Below are 19,260 nucleotides of genomic sequence, written 5' to 3' on the forward strand. Positions count from 1 at the left end.
CGGAATGACGGACAACAAAGACGACAAGACAGCCGGCGTGAAAAAGACCCTCACCTTGAAGCCTTCAGGGATGAGCCAGGGTACCGTGCGCCAGGATATGGGGCGCGGCCGTACGAAGTCGGTCGTCGTCGAAACGGTAAAACGCCGCCCGACCCGCCCGCAGGACGAAAAGCCGATCACCCCGATCACGACGCCGGCAGCGCCGCGCGCTGAAACGCCGGCGCCGGCATCTGCCGCTCTGACGGCAGCAGCAGCGCCTGCACCGCGCCCGGCCGCTCCGGCAGCCGCACCGCGCCCTGCTGCCCCGGCACCTGCTCCGGCTCAGACGCAGACCCGCGTTCACCAGCAGACACAGGCCCATCGCCCGGCCCCGACGCAGACGCGCCAGCCTGAACGCCCGCGTGGCGCCGTGCTGCACGACCTGTCGGCCAGCGAAATGGACGCCCGCCGTCGCGCACTCGTGGAAGCGCAGGCACGCGAAGTCATCGAAGCGCAGAAGCGCGCCGAAGACGAAGCCCGCCGCAAGATCGAGGAAGAACAGCGCCGCATCGAGGCGGAAGCAGAAGCTGCGCGCATCGCCGCTCTGCCGCCAGAGCCGGTTGTTGAACCTGTTGTCGAGGCACCTGCCGCTCAGCCGGCTGCTGCTGCTCCGGCCGCGACCCGCAATCAGGAAAACCGCCCGCAGACGCGCCCTGCCGCACCCGGTACCGCTGCTGCCGTTCCCGGTCGCCGCAATGTCGGCGAGGAAGACGACCGCCGCGGCCCGCCGCGCGGTGGTGCTCCGAACCGTGGCAAGGCAACCGTCGTCATTCCGGCAAAAGCACCGGCACGCCCGAAGGCCGACGATGGTCGCCGCCAGGGCAAGCTGACGATCACTGCTGCCAGCACGGACGACGACGGCAACAACCGTGGCCGCTCGATGGCTGCCATGCGTCGCCGCCAGGAAAAATTCCGCCGCAGCCAGATGCAGGAAACCCGTGAAAAGGTTATCCGCGAAGTCATCCTGCCGGAAACCATCACCATTCAGGAACTGTCGCAGCGTATGTCCGAACGGGCCGTCGACGTGATCAAGTACCTGATGAAGGAAGGCCAGATGATGAAGCCGGGCGACGTCATCGACGCCGACCTCGCAGAACTCATCGCCGGCGAATTCGGCCACACGGTCAAGCGCGTTTCGGAATCCGACGTTGAAGAAGGCATCTTCGACGTTGCCGACGACGCCGTCGAAATGATCTCGCGTCCTCCGGTCGTCACGATCATGGGTCACGTCGACCACGGCAAGACCTCGCTGCTCGACGCCATCCGTCAGGCAAACGTTGTATCGGGCGAAGCCGGTGGCATTACCCAGCATATCGGTGCCTATCAGGTCGAACAGAACGGCCAGAAGATCACCTTCATCGACACCCCCGGTCACGCCGCCTTCACGGCCATGCGTGCCCGTGGTGCACAGGCGACGGATATCGCGATCCTGGTGGTTGCAGCCGACGACGCCGTGATGCCGCAGACGATCGAATCCATCAGCCACGCAAAGGCTGCCGGCGTTCCGATCATCGTGGCGATCAACAAGATCGACAAGCACGAAGCCAACCCGGACAAGGTCCGTCAGCAGCTTCTGCAGCACGAAGTCTTCGTTGAATCGCTGGGCGGTGAAGTGCTCGACGTCGAAGTGTCGGCGAAGAACAAGCTCAACCTCGACAAGCTGCTCGAAGCCGTGTTGCTGCAGGCCGAAATTCTCGACCTCAAGGCCGATCCGGTCCGTACTGCCGAAGGTATCGTCATTGAAGCCCAGCTCGACCGCGGTCGTGGTGCGGTTGCGACCGTTCTTGTCCAGAAGGGTACGCTGAAGCCTGGCCAGATCATCGTTGCCGGCGACCAGTGGGGCCGTGTTCGTGCCCTCGTCACCGACAAGGGCGACCACGTCAAGGAAGCAGGACCTGCCATGCCGGTCGAAATCCTCGGCCTGTCGGGTACGCCTGCTGCCGGTGACCGCTTTGCCGTTGTTGAAAACGAAAGCCGCGCTCGCGAGATTTCCGAATATCGCCAGCGTCTGGCCCGCGACAAGGCAGTTGCACGCCAGTCCGGTCAGCGCGGTTCGCTCGAACAGATGATGAGCAAGCTGCAGAACACCGGCTACAAGGAGTTCCCGCTGCTCATCAAGGGCGACGTGCAGGGTTCGGTCGAAGCAATCATCGCATCGCTCGACAAGCTCGGCACCGACGAAGTGCGTGCCCGTATCGTTCACTCGGGCGCAGGCGCCATCACGGAATCGGATCTTTCGCTTGCCGAAGCATCCAACGCCGCGATCATCGGCTTCAACGTTCGTGCCAACGCACAGGCCCGCCTGGCAGCAGAACGCGGCGGCATCGAGCTTCGCTACTACAACATCATCTACGATCTGGTGGATGACGTGAAGGCAGCGATGTCGGGTCTGCTTTCGCCGGAACGCCGCGAAACCTTCCTCGGCAATGCCGAAATCCTGGAAGTGTTCAACATCACCAAGACCGGCAAGGTCGCGGGTTGCCGTGTTGTCGAAGGCAAGGTCGAGCGTGGTGCAGGTGTACGCTTGCTGCGCGACAACGTTGTCATCCACGAAGGCAAGCTCAAGACGCTCAAGCGCTTCAAGGATGAAGTCTCGGAAGTGCCGATGGGCCAGGAATGCGGTATGGCCTTCGAGAACTACGAAGACATCCGCGCCGGCGACGTCATCGAGTGCTTCCGCGTGGAACACATCACCCGTTCGCTCTAAGCCGAACCGGTACCGAAACAGAAAAGCCGTCCGGACCATACCGGGCGGCTTTTTTATTGAGTGTTCAGGGCGCCGGCTCTAGCACTTCGGGTGGCCGCTTCTTCCTCAGCCGGTTTTCCCGGAAGAAGATATAGAGGCCGGCCGCAACGATGAGGGCTGCGCCGACAAGCGTTGCGGGTTTCGGGATATCGTCGAAAAAGATCCAGCCGAACAGCATGGCCCAGAGCAGAAGCGTATATTGCAGTGGCACGACGGTGGCGGCATCCGCAAGCTTGAGCGCACGATTGACGAGAAGATGCGCGGCAGACGCGACGACGCCGAGCAGGCAAAGCATGCCGAGATCGAAGCCGGACTGAATGGATGACCATTGCCACGGCAGGAAGACCAGCCCCGCGACACCTGCTGAAACCACCTGCCAGAAGACGAGAACGATATCCGGCGTATCGCGAAGCTGACGACCCGAAATCATCATGAAGGCGAAAGCAGCGCTGCCGGCAAGCGCCAGAAGTGCCGGCAGGCCGAAACTGGCAGCCCCCGGCTGCAGGGCTATGACCACGCCAAGGAAACCGACGGCGATGGCACTCCACCGCCGCCAGCCCACCTTTTCCTTCAGCAGGATCGGCGACAGAGCAGCCACATAGATGGGAGCAGCCAGCCAATAGGTCATGGCATCCGCCAGCGGCATGAAACCGACGACGAAATAGAAGGAGGCGACTTCCGCTGTTGAAAGAATTGCGCGCGCCGACTGGAGGCCCGGTTTGGGTGACGTGAGCAACTGGCCGCGATGCCGCCAGAAGGCGGGTGCCAAAATGACGAAGGCGGCGGTGCTGCGGATGAACAGGATCTGGCTCAGCGAATAGGATGACACGAGCCATTTTCCCATCGTGTCGTTGAGCGCGAACATCAGCATGCCCACAAGCATTAAACCCATGCCGAGAGCGACAGGAGACTGCGAGCGAATGATGTTCATGACAGTCTCCAGTCCATGGCTGGTTTTTTGAAGGCAGAGGAAATTCGCAACAGTTTTAGCGGCGAGTCAAGCAAACCTGCAGGTTCCAAACTTGACCCGAACAAGCGTATTTTACCGTGATGCAGCAATTTATTGTTGCCAAGCGCAGTCAAGTTTACTATCGGGTAACCGAACGGTACGAGCGTCGCCTGGGGCATGTTCGCTGACGGATGGAATGCGCAAAAGCATTCTCCCGGGCATGGCACACGATGGGATGCATCGTGCGAGCCTGTTTCGAGTCCGGAGAATTTCTGAATGTCCATAGCCAAAAATCACGTTTCGACCACCCGTGGCCGTGGCATGCATCTGATATCCTGCACGGCGCTCATCGCGGCAACGCTGATGACCACGTCCGTTCACGCGCAAACGCCATCGACGGAAGCGCCTTCCGCACCGGCACAAACAGCGCCCGCTCCGACCCAGAACACCGCACCGACAACGCCTGCGCCTTCCGAAACATCGCAGCCGAGCACGCCCGCAACACCGGCACCTGCGACCCAGGCACCGGCAGCGCAGGCGCCGACCGGCCGTCTGCCGCAGGCTCAGCCTGCCGATCAAGCGCCTGCCGCTCCGGCCCAATCGACACAGGCACCGGCAGACAATAACACAACCCCGGCAACTCCGCCGGCCGGCGCAACCCCAAGCGCGCCCGCGACGTCCGAACAATCTGCCCCCGCAACACCGCAGGGTAGCGATCCTTCCGCCACCACCGCTCCTGCTCAGCCTGATGCGCAGCCGGCGCCGCAGGCGACCGACATCACACCCGCCACAGGCGAGGACGCACCGCGCGCCGACCTGCCGCACGATCTGTCGCCCTGGGGCATGTTCATGCAGGCCGACTGGGTCGTCAAAAGCGTCATGATCGGCCTTGCCATCGCTTCGCTGCTGACCTGGACCGTTTGGTTTGCAAAGACGCTGGAACTGGCAGGCGCCCGCACCCGTGCGAAAAGGACGATCAAGGCCATCCGCAATTCGCGCACGCTGACTGAAGCGGTACAGGCGACCGAGGGCCGTGGTGGCCCGGCCGCCACGATGCTGCGTGCTGCTGCCGAGGAAATGGAAGTGTCGGAAGCCGCTATCGAGCACGCCGAAGGTGATGGTGTGAAGGAACGCGTTTCCTCCGTGCTGACCCGTATTGAAGCCTTTGCCGGCCGTCGTATGGCACGCGGAACCGGAATTCTTGCCACGATCGGTTCGGTTGGTCCGTTCGTTGGCCTGTTCGGTACCGTATGGGGCATAATGAACTCGTTCATCGGCATTTCGGAATCGAACACGACCAACCTTGCCGTTGTCGCTCCCGGTATTGCCGAGGCATTGCTTGCAACCGCCCTCGGTCTCGTGGCCGCTATTCCGGCCGTGGTGATCTACAACATGTTTGCCCGTTCGGTGACCGGTTATCGCCAGCTTCTGGCCGATGCGGCAGCCGGCGTCGAGCGACTGGTCAGCCGTGACCTCGACTTCCGCAAGATACCGCCAGGCGGCCGCGCCAAGCCCGTTTCGCTTGTTGCCGGGGAGTAAGAACCATGGCTGGCGGCATTCGCGAACATCACGGCGAGGAAATGGCCGAGAACCACGAGATCAACGTCACGCCGTTCATCGACGTTATGCTGGTTCTCCTGATCATCTTCATGGTGGCTGCACCGCTCGCCACCGTCGACGTCAATGTCGATCTACCGGCCTCCACCGCCAAGCCGGCGGAGCGACCGGACGAGCCGATGTATCTGACGGTCAAGCAGGACCTGACACTCAATCTCGGCAATGATGTCGTCGCCCGTGAGGAACTGGCAACGACGCTTGATCGACTGACCGAAGGCAAGCGCGACACCCGCATTTTCCTGCGCGCCGACAAGATGGTCGATTACGGCCACTTCATGGAGGTGATGAACCTTCTGCGTGACGCCGGTTATCTCAAGATCGCTCTCGTGGGCCTTGAAAGCCTGCCCGCGCCGATGCCGGCCCAGGACGGCGCAGCGGCATCCGCAGCGCCTGCAGCCCAGCCTTCGGCTGCGCCCGCCCCTGCTGGAGGTGCAAATCCGTGAACTCGGTCAGCTTCAATCCATCGCCGGCCGGGCGCTTTGGGGAGGCCGCTCTGTGGTGCTCGGCGGGTCTTTTCGTGCTTGCCCTGCATATCGGCGCCGGCTTTTACCTGATGCAGCAGACCGAAGTGGCAGCAGGCGACAATGCACCGCCGCCTGCGATCATGATCGAACTGGCGCCGGAACCGGAAGCGGCGATGCCGGAAGAAACGCAGATAGCCGAGCAGACGGAAGATTCCGAGGAAATCAAGAGCGACACACCGGACCCTGTAGAGCCGCAGCCCGAGGCGCCACCGGAAGAAGTGACGCCTCCCGAGCCTCCGCCACCGGAGCCGATCGTCGAGGAACAGCCGCCTGAGCCGGAACCCGTCCAGGAAGTGACCGAGACCGTACCGGAAGAACCGCCGGAGCCGCAGGTGGATCCGATCGTGGAAGAACAGATGGCCGCGCTCGACAATGTCGAAGTGCCGCTGCCGACGATGCGGCCACCGGAACCGGTAGAGAAAAAACCGGAAGAGCCGGTGAAAAAGAAAGTGGCGGAAAAGCCGCGTCCGAAAAAACAGGTTCAGGCCTCGCAGGCGCGTCAGGAAGCCAAGGTCGATGCGAACCAGTCCGACCGGACCGCGGCACAGCAGACGTCGGCGAGCAACTCCCGTTCGTCCTCTATGTCGCCACAGCGCTGGCAGGGACGTCTTGCCGCGCATCTGGAGCGTCGCAAGCGCTATCCGGCGGCCGCCCGCTCCAAGCGTGAAGAAGGTACGGTGTACGTCCGCTTCCAGATCGACAATAGCGGCAACGTTCTGTCGGTTTCGCTGTCGCGCTCGTCCGGCTCCTCGGCTCTTGATCAGGAGGTTCTGGCGCTAGTCAAACGCGCCTCGCCCGTGCCGGCGCCGCCTACTGGAGTGAACAAGACCATTACCTTCCCGATGCAGTTCACAATCCGCTAAAAACATTCAGCCGCAATCGAGAAACTCGGTTGCGGCTGTAGCGTTCCTATTTGACGCTTGCTAGGTTTTGCTGCATCGCAACAGGTGCAGTCCATGACCATTTCCCTGGCAGAAGCCGAACTCCTCATCTCTTCCGTTTTTGAGCATAACGGCGTCGATGCCCCGGCAGCGGCCTCCGTTGCCCGTGCGCTGGTGCAAGCGGAAGCCGCCGGACAATCCGGCCATGGGCTTCGCCGCGTACCGGCTTATGTGAAGCAGGTTCTTACCGGCAAGGTGGATGGTCGCGCGCAGCCAGTCCCGTCGCAGCCAAAGCCCGGCATTCTGGCGATCAATGCCAATCATGGTTTTGCCTATCCGGCGCTTGATCTGGCAGCGGAGATGCTGCCTTCCATCGTGCGCAAACAAGGCATTGCGCTTGCTGCCATCAACCGTTCGCACCACGCCGGCGTAATGGCGTTGACGGTGGAGCGCTTTGCCGAGCAGGGTCTGGTGGCGATGATGTTTGCCAACGCACCGGCGGCGATGGCGCCCTGGGGTGGCAAGACACCGCTTTACGGCACCAACCCGATTGCCTTTGCCGTGCCGGTTGCCGGTGCCGACCCGCTGGTGATCGACCTGGCGCTTTCCAAGGTGGCGCGCGGCAAGGTGATGGCAGCGCACCAGAAACACGCCAGCATTCCCGACGACTGGGCTTTTGACGCGGATGGCAACCCGACCACCGACCCGGCCGCGGCGTTGAATGGCACGATGGCGCCGGCCGGCGGCGCCAAGGGCGCGGCACTGGCGCTGATGGTAGAAGTTCTGGCGGCAGGGCTGACCGGCGCCAATTTTTCCTATCAGGCCAGTTCACTGTTTGACGAACACGGCCCTGCCCCGTCGCTCGGCCACATGATCATCGCCATCGATCCGGAAGCTGCCGCAGGCGGCACGGCCGAGCGGATGGCTGCTCTTGCCACAGAGATAACCCGTGAAGAGGGTGTACGGCTTCCTGGGCGTCGTGGCGGCGATTTGCGCCGGACAGCGCTGGAAACCGGCCTGGTTATTGAAGATGACGTGATGGCTGCGATCGCTGCGTTGCGCTGAAAAGGACGGTGTCTTGGCTCAGGCCCTGAGGGCCTGAGCAGGCGACTGACGATAGGCAAGCAATGCCGGCACGGCCGCCAGCACACCGGCAAAGCCGAGCAGGATCAGCGCCAATCTCCCATCCTCCCGGGTAAAGCCGACCGGCAGTATGACGCCGCTCTTGGCGGTGAACATCTGCGCGCCGACATGCGCCGCCCCCAAGCCAACCAGAAATCCGATGCCGACGCCAAGCGCAACGAGCAGGAACAACTCCAGCCAGACGATGAGGAAGACCGAACTACGCGGCGCACCGAAGGCGCGCAGAGCGCCTATCTGACGGCGGCGCTGCCCCACGTGAATCACCGTGACGAGAACGAGGGCGGCGGCCACCAGACCTTGGGACCCAGCGGCGACAGCGCTTAACACCATCTTGGCATCGCCAAGCGTAGCATAAAGGCCGGTGAGAACCTCGCCCGGAAAGACACCGAGCGTGGAGCCCGAACGGTATTCCTGGCGCAGGCGATAGGCATCGGCGATCGTCTTCGGCTTGACCAGAATGGCCGGCAAGCCCGGTGTGGAGGCACCAAAGGTTTCGACGATGGGCGTATCAGCATCGATGCTGCCGTGATGGTCTTCCTCGACATGTTTCGACGAGGCTGCACCCAGCGCAAAAGCATATTTCTGGCCCTGCTGCTGGGCTTCCTGAGCATGTGCCGCCGTATCCGGGTGACCTGATGCTCCTTCGGCATGGACATCGGCGTCATCGTGGTGGGCTTCGCCTTCGGCGGAATGATCGTGACCATCCGCGTCGTGGTGCTCACCCTCATGTTCTTCATGATGGCCGTGATCCGCGCCGAGGCCGTGGACATGCCAGACGGCCTGAATAGGCACGAGGATGGCGCGGTCCCAGGGCGTGCCGGTGGGCTGCAGCTTGCCGACCACCTTGTACGCCGGCCCCGCATGCGTATGGCCACCGGTTTCCGCCGTGCCGTGCATGGGTTTGATTTCGGCACCGATCGACAGATCGACCGCAGCGCCGAGAACGGCCTCGCCTTCCAGCGCAAACATCTTGCCTTCGGAAAATCCGGTCGTCGTACCGCTGATCAGGCTGGTCGTCGTGCCGATGATCGGATAGCCGGCAAAGGAATCACCAAACCCGACCGGTGCCGCCCATGATACGCGCGGATCAGCGGCAAGTTTCGTCAGGACCGAACCCTCGACCAAAGGCAGCGGTGCCGCCTGCAGGAAGATCGATGAGAGGATCAGCTGCGTTTCGCTGCCGGGGGCCCCCACAACGAGATCGAATTTGTCCGCCGCACGTGCACTGCCCAGGCGCAACGAGCGTTCCTGAAGCGTGACGGCGACGCCAAGTGCGGTGGCAAGCGCCACCAGAAGAATGACGACAGCGCCGCCCAGCCAGAGACGACGCAGATCAGCAAGAATGAAGCGAATCATGCGGCGATCTCCCCGGTCGGCACGTCACCGATGATACGACCACTTTTCAGAGACAGGCGGCGGCCGAGCCGCTCGACAAGGCGCTGGTCATGGCTTGCGATGATGAGTGTGGAGCCGGCATCGGCGGCGACGGATAAAAGCAAATCACCGACCGCCTCGCCACTTTCTAGATCAAGGCTGGCGGTTGGTTCATCGGCGATGATGACGCCGGGTTTACGCAAAAGGGCGCGGGCGATTGCCACACGCTGCATTTCACCACGCGACATGGTTTCGATGTGCTGTTCCGGACGTTTCAGCCCGACAGTTTCGAACAGTGCGTGCGCGCGCTTTACCAATTCGGCATTGGCGACACGCGACAGACGTGCTGGAAGCAGGATATTTTCGAGGGCGGAGAGGCCCGGGAACAGATGAAAATCCTGCATGACGAGGCCGATATTTTCGGCGCGCCATCGGTCGCGTCTGCCTTCGGAAAGATCGGCGAGGTTTTGAGAACCCCAGAGGACCTTGCCGGCGCGGATGCGCTCGAGCCCTGCAATGATGTTGATGAGTGTGCTCTTGCCAGAACCCGAACCGCCCGTCAGCGCCACATGGCTGCCGGCAGAGATTTCAAGCGTGCCGATACTCAGCACCGGCGCCACCAGACCGGGAAAGGTGACGGCGAGATTTTCGATTTTCAGCGGAAGCATGTTTTCAAACCGTGTCGTATTCGGCCTGGCGAATGCGCAGGAGGCTGACAAAGCCTGTTTCCGGGTCCGTCCAGGAACCCATTTCCAGCTTGCCGCGCACTTCGATCGTCTGGCTAGGCTGGGTAAAGGTCTGTTTTTCACCGAGATAAACGACGACGATATTGTCCGGCCAGTCGCTGTCGGTGGAGCAGAACGGGCAGATCGACATCGGGATTTCAGTCAGCACGAAAAACTGCGCTTCGGCCTTCAACGGCGGCGCCATGAAACCGCGCATGGCGATCTCCTTGCCGTTCAGCTGCTTGACCTTTTCCGAAAACTCGAGGCCAAGCACGCTGACCTTGCCATAGAGTTCGTCGAATGTGATGTCGCTATTGGCCTCGGCGCGCGTACCGGCGGCCAGAAGCGGTAGACCGGCGATGAGGCCCAAGCCTATGGTCTGAAGGGTTTGGCGGCGATTAATACGCGCCTCAACCGACTTGCTCATGACCATTCTCCTTTTGGAAATGTCTCCCGCATCGTGATCCCGACAGGACGGCGACACAAGAGCCGTAATGGCAAGGGCACGCCTTTGCAGCGTGCCCTCACGATATCAGGTCTTAGTTGGTCTGTTTTGCGCCGAGAGCGAAAGCTTCAGCCAGACCCTTGTAGACGTCGCTCTGTTCCATGTAGCCACGGAAACCTTCGGCGCCGGGGCCTTCAGCCTGCAGAACGATGTCGTCAACAGCGTGGACGCCGCTGTCAGCGCTCTTCGGGATAATGCCCTGCACGAAGACGGCGCCGGGTACGTCCTTGTACTGTTCGTTGGCGATGTATTCCTTCTTTTCGTTCTGGATGGCCGGTGCGAACGGGCCGTCAAGCTTCGGGCGGAAGGTTTCGTAATGGTCCGGGCCGTTATTGGCATTCAGGAACAGGCGGCGGGAAACGTCGACCTTGTCCGGGAAGCCATCACCGTTTTTGTCTTCGTAGTTCGGGAAGCCGGCTTCGGCATACGTGCCGACCTTTTCGCGCATGTCGGTGCCCGGCTTTTCGTCATCAACGGTGCCGATGATGGAAACGCCGTGGGTGTGGTCGCCGGTGACGACGATCAGAGTGTCGGGGTTCTTGGCCGCGAATTCGCGAGCAACACCGATGGCCTGGTCGAATTCGATCGTATCGACGACAGCGCGGTCCCAATCCAGCGGGTGAGACATCTTGTCGACATTGGCAGCTTCAACCATCAGGAAGAAACCTTCCGGGTTCTTCGAGAGCGTGTCGAGAGCGACCTTGGTCATTTCGACGAGGCCCGGCTGTTCCGGGAACTTGCCGACGGTACCCTTTTTCAGGAACTCGCGGTCAAGCGTGGTGTCGAGATTGCCCGTGTGGAACAAGCCCAGGATCTTGCCATCGTTGGCGCCGGCAGCGGTTGCCAGTTCACCCTTGCTGGTTGCCAGCTTGTAACCGGCGTCTTGGAACAGCTTGACGAAATCCTTGTCGTCCTTACGCTTCGAGCCGGCAGTCGACTGCGGCAGGAAATAGGCGGAGCCACCACCGAGAACGACTTCCGGCTTCAGATCGAACAGCATGCCGTTGATGTCGGCCTTGTCGCCGCGCTTGCGGGTGTGGGCAACGACGGCAGCAGGCGTCGCGTCCTGCAACTCGGCAGTCGAAACGATACCGATCGACTTCTTGGTCTGGCGACGCAGGGCTTCGGCGATGTTTTCGACCTTCGGGTCGTCCAGCGAGGCCGGTGTACGGTCGGCATAGACGCCGATGGCGTTCACGGCGGTCTTGTGACCGGTCATGTAGGCCGACATGGTGTTTGCCGAGTCGGTTGCGACAGCGTCGGTGGCCGAGGTGCCGATGAAGGCGACCGGCGGCACATCGTCCATGTTGAGGCGGCCATTGGCCTTACCCTCGGTCATGCCTTTGGACATGATGCGGGCGGCGGTGCGGTGAGCAACCGAAAGACCATCAGCGATCAGGAAGATGACGTTCTTTGCCTTGGCCTGGGACGGCGTGCCATAAACATTCCAGGTGACGCTCTTGGTTTCAGAACCGGCAGAAACCTCGACCTTGTAGTCACCGGCATTTGCGATGGTGATGTCGCGCAGGATGACGGCCGAACCGAGGACCTTGTCCTTGTTCCTTTCTTCGGCGACGAACTCGACTTCCTTGCCGAGTGCAGCCTTATAGTCCTGACCGTTGACGGTGATCTTGACGTCTTCCGGCTTCACGACGGCATCGAACTCGACCTTGAAGTCGAACGGCGAACCCGAAAGGATCGTGGCGCGATCAAGTGGGAAAACTTCGGCAGCCTGGGCGGCGCCTGCAAGAACGGTCGTAGCGACCAGAGCGGCAAGAATTTTGCGCATGGTGGAACCTCGCTGAGGAGTTGTAAAAGTGAAGGCGAGGTGGGGTATATCGGCGTCAGATGACACTTACGTGACGCATGGCATCAGCGGCTGACGAAGATAAAAATATCTGGAATAGCGCCCGTCGGAAACAAGGGCATAAAATGAAAAAGCCTGCCGCGGGAGGAGGTGCGGCAGGCTTTAAACTTGACCGACAACTGGGAGGAGGAGGATGTTGTCGATCCGTATCGGGCGACGCTGGGAGGAGGAGTGCGTCGCTTCGATGATTTGCTTATAGCCATGCATTAGTGGAAAGGGAAACCAATTTGTTGCAACGCAGCAATGCGTTTTGCGCAACCCTTCATGAAATCCTGACCCCAAACGAGGCAAAACATTTAAAGATGGCGGGGCTGTCAGCGATTGCGGTATAGCGAGAAAGTTTCGAAAAAGGATGTTCCATGGCACAGATCCGTTATCATAAAGGCGATATTTCAGCTGCTGACGCTACCCGTTACACCGGCGCTGTCGCCATCGATACGGAAACGCTGGGACTAGTGCCACGCCGCGACCGCCTCTGTGTCGTGCAGCTTTCTCCCGGCGACGGCACGGCCGACGTGATCCGCATTGCCGCCGGTCAGAGCCAAGCACCCAATCTCGTGGCGCTGCTCGCTGATCCGACGCATGAGAAGATTTTCCATTACGGCCGCTTCGACATTGCTGTGCTGTTTCACACTTTTGGGGTGACGACGGCGCCGGTCTTCTGCACCAAGATCGCCTCACGGCTAACGCGTACCTATACAGACCGGCACGGACTGAAGGACAATCTGCGCGAACTTCTGGAAGTCGACATTTCCAAGGCGCAACAGCAGACGGACTGGGCCGCTGACGTGCTTTCGCAGGCGCAACTGGAATATGCGGCATCGGACGTGCTGCATCTGCATGCGCTGCGCGACAAGCAGGTGAACCGCCTCATCCGCGACAAGCGCATGGAACTGGCCGAAGCGTGTTTCGCCTTCCTGCCGACACGGTCCAAGCTCGACCTTCTGGGTTGGGACGAAACGGACATCTTTGCCCATAGCTGACGCTGTTTCTCGTCATGGCTGTTTAAGGGGGCGCTAAGTCTGCGCGCTTAGCCTTCCGGCAACCATAGCGAAGCGAACGCAGGCAATGCTACTTCCGACACAGGTAGCGGCCAGCACCGCCATTACCGACAGCATGCAGTCGATGCTCGACACGATCGAGAAACGGCGCAAGCAGGCCGAGAAAAAGACGGGCAGAAAAAGGACTCGCTTCTCGGGGCGCGCATCAGTGCCGGCACCGAAAACGGACGTGCGCAACGCCGCATTGCCGAAGCCCTTTTCGGCATGAAAGGTCGACATCAACGAACTCAAGATACAGTTGATGGACAAGCTCGGCGAAAAGCTGGGCATCAGCCGCGAAGACGGCATGTCGTCCTATGCCTGTGGCCGTGCCATCGAAGGTGCGCTGAAATCGGTTAGCGCTTCGGGACTGAACGACCTGGGCAAGGAACTCGGGCTAGGCGAACTCGACTTCTTCCTCACGGACCTCGTGGCCGCGATCAAATACCCTTGGGGCGAAGAGAACGACAGGTTGGAAAGGTGCTCGACAAACAGCACGGCGACGGCAAGAGCACAGCCGATGAGCGGGCATTTTTCAACTCTCGCTTGAAGCACTCAGCGCATTAGCAAAACATTAGGGATATCATCTGCATATTAAGCCGTATCATCCGGCATGAAAGTCGCCATGAGGCGCGGCGGTTGCAATCAGCAGGATTGCGAACCTCACCAAACCGTCCCGCCGGGCTGTCCCTTCAACATGAGGATCCGCCCTCTCCGACGTCGAGCCGGCCATGCTGCCCCCTGTTCCCGCCACACCCGTCGCCCATGCCATGCAGGCGAACCAGCGTCAGGCATCCACCCAGCAGGTGGAGCAGGGAGTTGCCGTGCCGGGGAATGCGACACAGGTTACGGCAAGCCCGGTCGTGGGCGGAACTCAATCCAGCATGGAATTGCTCGACCTCTCTGGTCAGGTGCGGCTGGCGCAGAGTCTTTCTGTCTTTGCCGAAACGCTTGGCGGCCTCCTGAAACTGCCGCGCCGTGAAGGTGAAGCTCTTGCCGATTACAGCAAGCGGTTGGCGGCAGCCATCAATGCGTTGAGCGCGACCGAGCGCGCGCGCCTGCAAACACAGTTGAACCAGATCATGCAGGGCGCGACGCTACGCCTGCTGGCGGATCTGCTGAAAGACCCGTCCGGGCCTGCGGCAGCGCGCTTGGCCGTGCAGATCGAAATTGCCCAATATCAGGAACAGTATCAGGGACGCGACCTCGCTGCGCGCCACGCGGTCAATTCCTATCGGCAAAATAACGGCAACGACCTTCCCGCCAATGGCAATGGCAATGGCAATGGCAACAGGAACACGGCGGTCGTGCCAAATGGTGTCGGCACCAAAACCCTTCACAGCAAAGCTGATGCAACGACCGCGACGCCGAACATTGCCGGCGGAGCCTTGCCGAATGGGGCGACGGAGACTGACGCGTTGCTCGCAAAGGCTGCCACATTTTCCGAGACCAAGGCGACGCCTGCTGTCGCCAAACCGGTGGCCGAATCCGCCACCTCAGCATCCGGGCAGGCAGGACGATCACGCGAAAATGCCATCAGCCATCTCGCACCCGAGACCAAAATTGACACTGATGGCGACGCCGCGCAGGCCAACCGGCCGGTTGCAGACAGTCATCCTTCTGTCGAGGGAAAAACAGCGCCCGCAATCGCATCTGAGGCACGCCAACAGACGGCACGCGGCGAGAGCGCGCTCTTTGCCACGGCGCGTGGCACAGAAACGCCCACAACCAACAAGCCCGAACCGAAAGCGCCAACCATCTATGATGCAGCCGCATTGGTCCGCCTGGCGCATGGTGAGAGCAACAAGCCGGTGGCCACGATTGCCAGGGCAATTTTCGACGGGTTTCAGGCCGACTGGATTGCCGACCTCCTGACGGGTGAAACTGACGCGAAAAATGCGCGACAGGTTTTGCCGGCACAGGGCGGCCAGATGCCCCTCGCTGCGAATAGCGAAGAGATCGACACGCCGAAGGATGCCGCATTACCCGCCAACAGGCAGGTGCCCACTTCCGTGCAGGCTGACGAGAATGCGCCCGAACCTGTCATCGGCCCGCTGCCGCAGACTGCCAATCCTCTATCGGCAACGGCAATGATCGCGGCACAGCCCGATACCGCCTTCGAAAAGGCGCTGCTCGGCATGACATTTTTGCCTCGAGAAGTGCCGGGGCATCCGCTCGTTCCGCAAGACGGCACGCCGGAATTCGATGACGAGCAAAATCACGAGGTCAGGCGCAAATCAGCCGTGGGCGATGACGAACAGCCATCGCGGCGCGAGCATCAGGGCTTTCACCAGCCTTCGGGTGGTGATGAACAGCCGACGGATGGCGATGAGCAACCGGCTGAGCTCATACTGCCCGGCGACGAGATGGAGCATCCGGACACCCCTGACAGTATGCCGACCACTTCGGGCCTGAAACAAGCGCCGCGCCAACATCTGTCGGATCATCCGTCAGCAAGCGCCGAAGATCTTTATCGCCGGCTGGCATCACTGGAATAATCTGAAATCGCATGATGATTAAGAAAAAGGCCGCCGGATCTTCATCCGGCGGCCTCTTCATTTCAAAAGATCGAAGCTAGCGATTATTCGCCGCCACGGTTCTTCAGGGCTGCGCCCAGGATGTCGCCGAGCGAAGCGCCCGAGTCGGACGAACCGAACTGAGCAACGGCTTCCTTCTCTTCTGCGATCTCGAGAGCCTTGATCGACAGCATGACCTTGCGGTCCTTCTTGGAGAAGTTGGTGACGCGAGCGTCAAGAACCTGGCCAACCGAGAAGCGCTCCGGACGCTGGTCGTCGCGATCGCGAGCGAGGTCAGCGCGGCGGATGAACGAGGTGATGTCTTCGTGTTCAACGAGCTTCACTTCGATGCCACCGTCGTTAACGGCGATAATTTCGCACGAAACAACAGCGTTCTTGCGCAGTTCGCCGGAAGCGGCAGCGTCGCCAACAGCGTCCTTGCCGAGCTGCTTGATGCCGAGCGAGATGCGTTCCTTCTCGACGTCAACGTCCAGAACAACAGCCTTGACGATGTCACCCTTGTTGAACTCTTCGATGACCTGCTCGCCCGGACGGTTCCAGTCGAGATCCGACAGGTGAACCATGCCGTCAACGTCGCCTTCGAGGCCGATGAACAGGCCGAATTCGGTCTTGTTCTTGACTTCGCCTTCGACTTCAGTGCCGGCCGGGTGGCTGAAGGCAAATGCCTGCCACGGGTTCTCGAGGGTCTGCTTGAGACCGAGCGAGATACGGCGCTTGGACGGATCGACTTCGAGAACGACGACGTCGACGTCCTGCGTGGTCGAAAGGATCTTGCCGGGATGAACGTTCTTCTTCGTCCAGGACATTTCGGAGATGTGGATCAGGCCTTCGATGCCCGGCTCCAGCTCTACGAATGCACCGTAATCGGTGATGTTCGTGACGGTACCGGAGATCTTCTTGCCGACCGGGTACTTGGCCGAGATGCCATCCCACGGATCCGACTCGAGCTGCTTCATGCCGAGCGAAATGCGATGGGTTTCCTGGTTGATGCGGATGATCTGAACCTTGACCTGCTGGCCAATGGACAGGATTTCCGACGGATGGTTCACACGGCGCCATGCCATGTCGGTGACGTGCAGCAGGCCGTCGATGCCGCCGAGGTCAACGAACGCACCGTAATCGGTGATGTTCTTGACGACGCCGTCAACAACCTGGCCTTCTTCGAGGTTCTGAACGATTTCAGAACGCTGCTCGGCGCGGGACTCTTCGAGAACCGTACGGCGCGATACAACGATGTTGCCGCGACGCTTGTCCATCTTGAGGATTTCGAAGGGCTGCGGGTTGTGCATGAGCGGGGTGACGTCGCGGATCGGACGGATGTCGACCTGCGAACGCGGCAGGAAGGCAACGGCGCCGTCGAGATCGACGGTGAAACCACCCTTGACCTGGTTGAAGATAACGCCTTCGACACGCTCGCCAGCTTCGAACTTGACTTCGAGCTTGACCCAGCTTTCTTCGCGGCGAGCCTTTTCGCGCGACAGAACAGCTTCGCCGAGAGCGTTTTCGATGCGCTCAACGTAAACTTCAACTTCGTCGCCGACCTTCAGCGTGCCGTCTTTGCCCTTGGCGCCGAATTCCTTCAGCGCGATGCGGCCTTCGACCTTGAGGCCGACGTCGATGACGGCAACGTCTTTTTCAATCGCCGTGACGATACCCTTGGCTACATAGCCTTCGGCGAGATCGGTCTTGGCAAAGGATTCTTCCAGCAGGGCTGCGAAATCTTCGCGCGACGGGGTAGATACTGACATGAAATCTCCTGGGCGTGCCCATTGGACACTGGCGCCGGGGGTTCGAGTTAAAAATACCCGAAGTTCAAGTCCGCTTCCTCAAAGGAAGCAATCCGGCGCGGGGACTAGACTTTCGGGGCATGCCGGCTGCCGGGCGAACCGGCGAGCCATCAATTTCGGTTCAGGGCAGCGTCGACAATGCGTTTTGCTGCCTGAAACGCGGCCTCTATACCCATTTCCGAGGTATCTAGCAAGACCGCATCATCCGCCGGTTTCAAAGGGCTGTCGACGCGGTTCATGTCGCGATCGTCGCGCGTCTTCACATCCGCGACGATTGCATCGTAGTCGGCCGCCTGTCCCGAGGCGACGATCTCGTCATAGCGGCGGCGCGCACGCACTTCCGGCGAGGCGGTGACATAGAGCTTTACCGCAGCATCCGGGCAGACCACGGTGCCGATATCGCGGCCATCAAGCACGGTGCCCGGTGTCTTCCTCGAAAAGGCGCGCTGCGCTTCCACCAGCGCACGGCGCACGGAAGGCATGACAGCGATTTTCGAAGCGGCCTCGCCGATCTCGTGTTTTGCCAGCACGGCACGATCCAGCCCGGCAAGATCGACCTCGAGCGCCATCTTTTCAGCCACCGCCTCGTCATCGAAGGGCAGGCCGGCATCCAGCAGTGCCTTGGCTGTGGCACGGTAGGTCAGCCCGGTATCCAGATGATAAAAGCCATAGGTTTCGGCCAGACGGCGCGACAGTGTGCCCTTCCCGGCGGCGGCTGGTCCGTCGATGGCGATCGTAATGTGTTTCAAGAGGACACCCCGCTGGTCCGGCTGCAAACCATATTTTCTGCACCTACATAGGCGGCGGCATACATGTGATGCAACATGTTGCAGATAGGTCCATTCTGCCGCATGTTGCGGAATGGCGGGATTTTGCCGGGTCAAATTGCCTTTGACATGCAAAAGGACAACGACTAAGGGGACCGGCTAGCATTTTCACTTGAATATGACGACCGCAACAATGCGGCATTGCCGATACCATTCGGCCCATTCTCACGAGGCTTTCGACAGTGGCAAAAGCGGAACTTGGTACCAAACGTGTAGACCCGGATACGGGCAAGAAATTCTACGACCTCAACCGTGACCCGGTCGTGTCGCCTTATAGCGGCAAATCCTGGCCACTTTCCTTCTTTGAGGAAAACTCGGCAGCCGCCATCATGGAACAGGCCGAGGAAGAGGACGTTCAGGAAGTCGATTCCGAAAACAACGAAGTTGAAGTCGCGTCGCATGACGATAACGATGACGGCGCAAGCAACGACGACATCCCTGATGATCTGGGCGATGACGACGTAGAGCTTGACGGCGACGATGACGACACCTTCCTCGAAACCGAAGAAGACGATGACGACGACATGTCCGACATCATCGGCGTCGGCGGTGACGACGAAGAAGGCTGATCTTCTTTTAAAATGCGGCCCGGACAAGATTTTTTCACCGGGTCGCATTTTTCGGCTTGCACTTCTCAGAAACAGGAAGTACTTAGCCGCCACTCCCGAAGCGAACTCGCTCACGGAGTTTCCCAGGACC

General features: G+C 60.7%; 17 protein-coding genes. 9 read left to right on the plus strand and 8 right to left on the minus strand.

Translation table 11 applies throughout. The features are described from left to right. Nucleotides 1-4: 4 nt before the first annotated feature. On the plus strand, nt 5-2,746 hold the full coding sequence (infB, locus tag GAO09_RS02595) for a translation initiation factor IF-2 (RefSeq protein WP_153352473.1): 2,742 nt from the start codon (nt 5-7) through the stop codon (nt 2,744-2,746). Nucleotides 2,747-2,810: 64 nt separating this feature from the next. Here infB and GAO09_RS02600 read toward each other — a convergent pair whose 3' ends face one another. Then, nucleotides 2,811-3,716 (minus strand): DMT family transporter, encoded by a 906-nt coding sequence (locus GAO09_RS02600; protein ID WP_153352474.1) that lies wholly within the window; start codon nt 3,714-3,716, stop codon nt 2,811-2,813. 294 nt (nt 3,717-4,010) lie between these two features. Between GAO09_RS02600 and exbB the strand changes: the two genes are divergently transcribed. The 4 genes from exbB to GAO09_RS02620 all read left to right on the plus strand — a co-directional run bounded on the left by exbB (nt 4,011) and on the right by GAO09_RS02620 (nt 7,821). After that, nucleotides 4,011-5,273 carry a tonB-system energizer ExbB gene (exbB, locus tag GAO09_RS02605; protein ID WP_235937884.1) on the plus strand — a complete coding sequence of 421 codons (1,263 nt, stop codon included), beginning with the start codon at nt 4,011-4,013 and terminating at the stop codon, nt 5,271-5,273. Between the two features lie 5 nt (nt 5,274-5,278). After that, entirely contained in the window at nt 5,279-5,794 is a 516-nt protein-coding gene (exbD, locus tag GAO09_RS02610; RefSeq protein ID WP_153352475.1) for a TonB system transport protein ExbD, read from the plus strand. Further along, nucleotides 5,791-6,738 carry an energy transducer TonB family protein gene (locus tag GAO09_RS02615; RefSeq protein ID WP_324184971.1) on the plus strand — a complete coding sequence of 316 codons (948 nt, stop codon included), beginning with the start codon at nt 5,791-5,793 and terminating at the stop codon, nt 6,736-6,738. Before exbD ends, GAO09_RS02615 begins: the two co-directional genes overlap by 4 nt. Before the next feature lie 93 nt (nt 6,739-6,831). Next, nucleotides 6,832-7,821: an Ldh family oxidoreductase gene (locus GAO09_RS02620; protein WP_153352476.1), complete on the plus strand. Its 990-nt coding sequence runs from the start codon at nt 6,832-6,834 to the stop codon at nt 7,819-7,821. Nucleotides 7,822-7,839: 18 nt separating this feature from the next. Here the strand turns inward: GAO09_RS02620 and GAO09_RS02625 are convergent, their stop codons facing one another. The 4 genes from GAO09_RS02625 to GAO09_RS02640 form a co-directional block, all read right to left on the minus strand. Continuing rightward, complete coding sequence (locus tag GAO09_RS02625; protein WP_153352477.1) at nt 7,840-9,255, minus strand: ABC transporter permease; 1,416 nt, start codon at nt 9,253-9,255, stop codon at nt 7,840-7,842. Beyond that, entirely contained in the window at nt 9,252-9,941 is a 690-nt protein-coding gene (locus GAO09_RS02630; RefSeq protein ID WP_153352478.1) for an ABC transporter ATP-binding protein, read from the minus strand. Before GAO09_RS02630 ends, GAO09_RS02625 begins: the two co-directional genes overlap by 4 nt. 4 nt (nt 9,942-9,945) lie before the next feature. Next, nucleotides 9,946-10,425 (minus strand): hypothetical protein, encoded by a 480-nt coding sequence (locus GAO09_RS02635; RefSeq protein ID WP_153352479.1) that lies wholly within the window; start codon nt 10,423-10,425, stop codon nt 9,946-9,948. A gap of 112 nt (nt 10,426-10,537) precedes the next feature. After that, on the minus strand, nt 10,538-12,292 hold the full coding sequence (locus GAO09_RS02640) for an alkaline phosphatase (protein ID WP_153352480.1): 1,755 nt from the start codon (nt 12,290-12,292) through the stop codon (nt 10,538-10,540). Between the two features lie 437 nt (nt 12,293-12,729). Between GAO09_RS02640 and GAO09_RS02645 the strand changes: the two genes are divergently transcribed. Beyond that, a complete protein-coding gene (locus GAO09_RS02645) occupies nt 12,730-13,353 on the plus strand; it encodes a ribonuclease D (protein ID WP_153352481.1) in 624 nt (207 codons plus the stop codon). Between the two features lie 33 nt (nt 13,354-13,386). Here the strand turns inward: GAO09_RS02645 and GAO09_RS02650 are convergent, their stop codons facing one another. Next, nucleotides 13,387-13,650 (minus strand): hypothetical protein, encoded by a 264-nt coding sequence (locus GAO09_RS02650; RefSeq protein WP_153352482.1) that lies wholly within the window; start codon nt 13,648-13,650, stop codon nt 13,387-13,389. A 22-nt stretch (nt 13,651-13,672) separates the two neighbouring features. On the opposite strand from GAO09_RS02650, the gene GAO09_RS02655 reads away from it, so the two are divergent. After that, nucleotides 13,673-13,960, plus strand: a complete 288-nt coding sequence (locus GAO09_RS02655) for a hypothetical protein (protein ID WP_153352483.1) — start codon at nt 13,673-13,675, stop codon at nt 13,958-13,960. A gap of 181 nt (nt 13,961-14,141) precedes the next feature. Then, complete coding sequence (locus tag GAO09_RS02660; RefSeq protein ID WP_153352484.1) at nt 14,142-15,908, plus strand: hypothetical protein; 1,767 nt, start codon at nt 14,142-14,144, stop codon at nt 15,906-15,908. An 83-nt stretch (nt 15,909-15,991) separates the two neighbouring features. Here the strand turns inward: GAO09_RS02660 and rpsA are convergent, their stop codons facing one another. Further along, nucleotides 15,992-17,695, minus strand: a complete 1,704-nt coding sequence (gene rpsA / locus GAO09_RS02665) for a 30S ribosomal protein S1 (RefSeq protein ID WP_153352485.1) — start codon at nt 17,693-17,695, stop codon at nt 15,992-15,994. Nucleotides 17,696-17,844: 149 nt separating this feature from the next. Then, the gene (cmk, locus tag GAO09_RS02670; RefSeq protein ID WP_153352486.1) at nt 17,845-18,483 is read right to left on the minus strand and encodes a (d)CMP kinase; all 639 of its coding nucleotides are present in this window, start codon (nt 18,481-18,483) and stop codon (nt 17,845-17,847) included. Nucleotides 18,484-18,743: 260 nt separating this feature from the next. Between cmk and GAO09_RS02675 the strand changes: the two genes are divergently transcribed. Then, nucleotides 18,744-19,130, plus strand: a complete 387-nt coding sequence (locus tag GAO09_RS02675; RefSeq protein WP_324184973.1) for a TIGR02300 family protein — start codon at nt 18,744-18,746, stop codon at nt 19,128-19,130. Nucleotides 19,131-19,260 lie beyond the last annotated feature (130 nt).

Origin of the sequence: Endobacterium cereale (assembly GCF_009617585.1) — a bacterium.
Taxonomy (GTDB): domain Bacteria; phylum Pseudomonadota; class Alphaproteobacteria; order Rhizobiales; family Rhizobiaceae; genus Neorhizobium; species Neorhizobium cereale.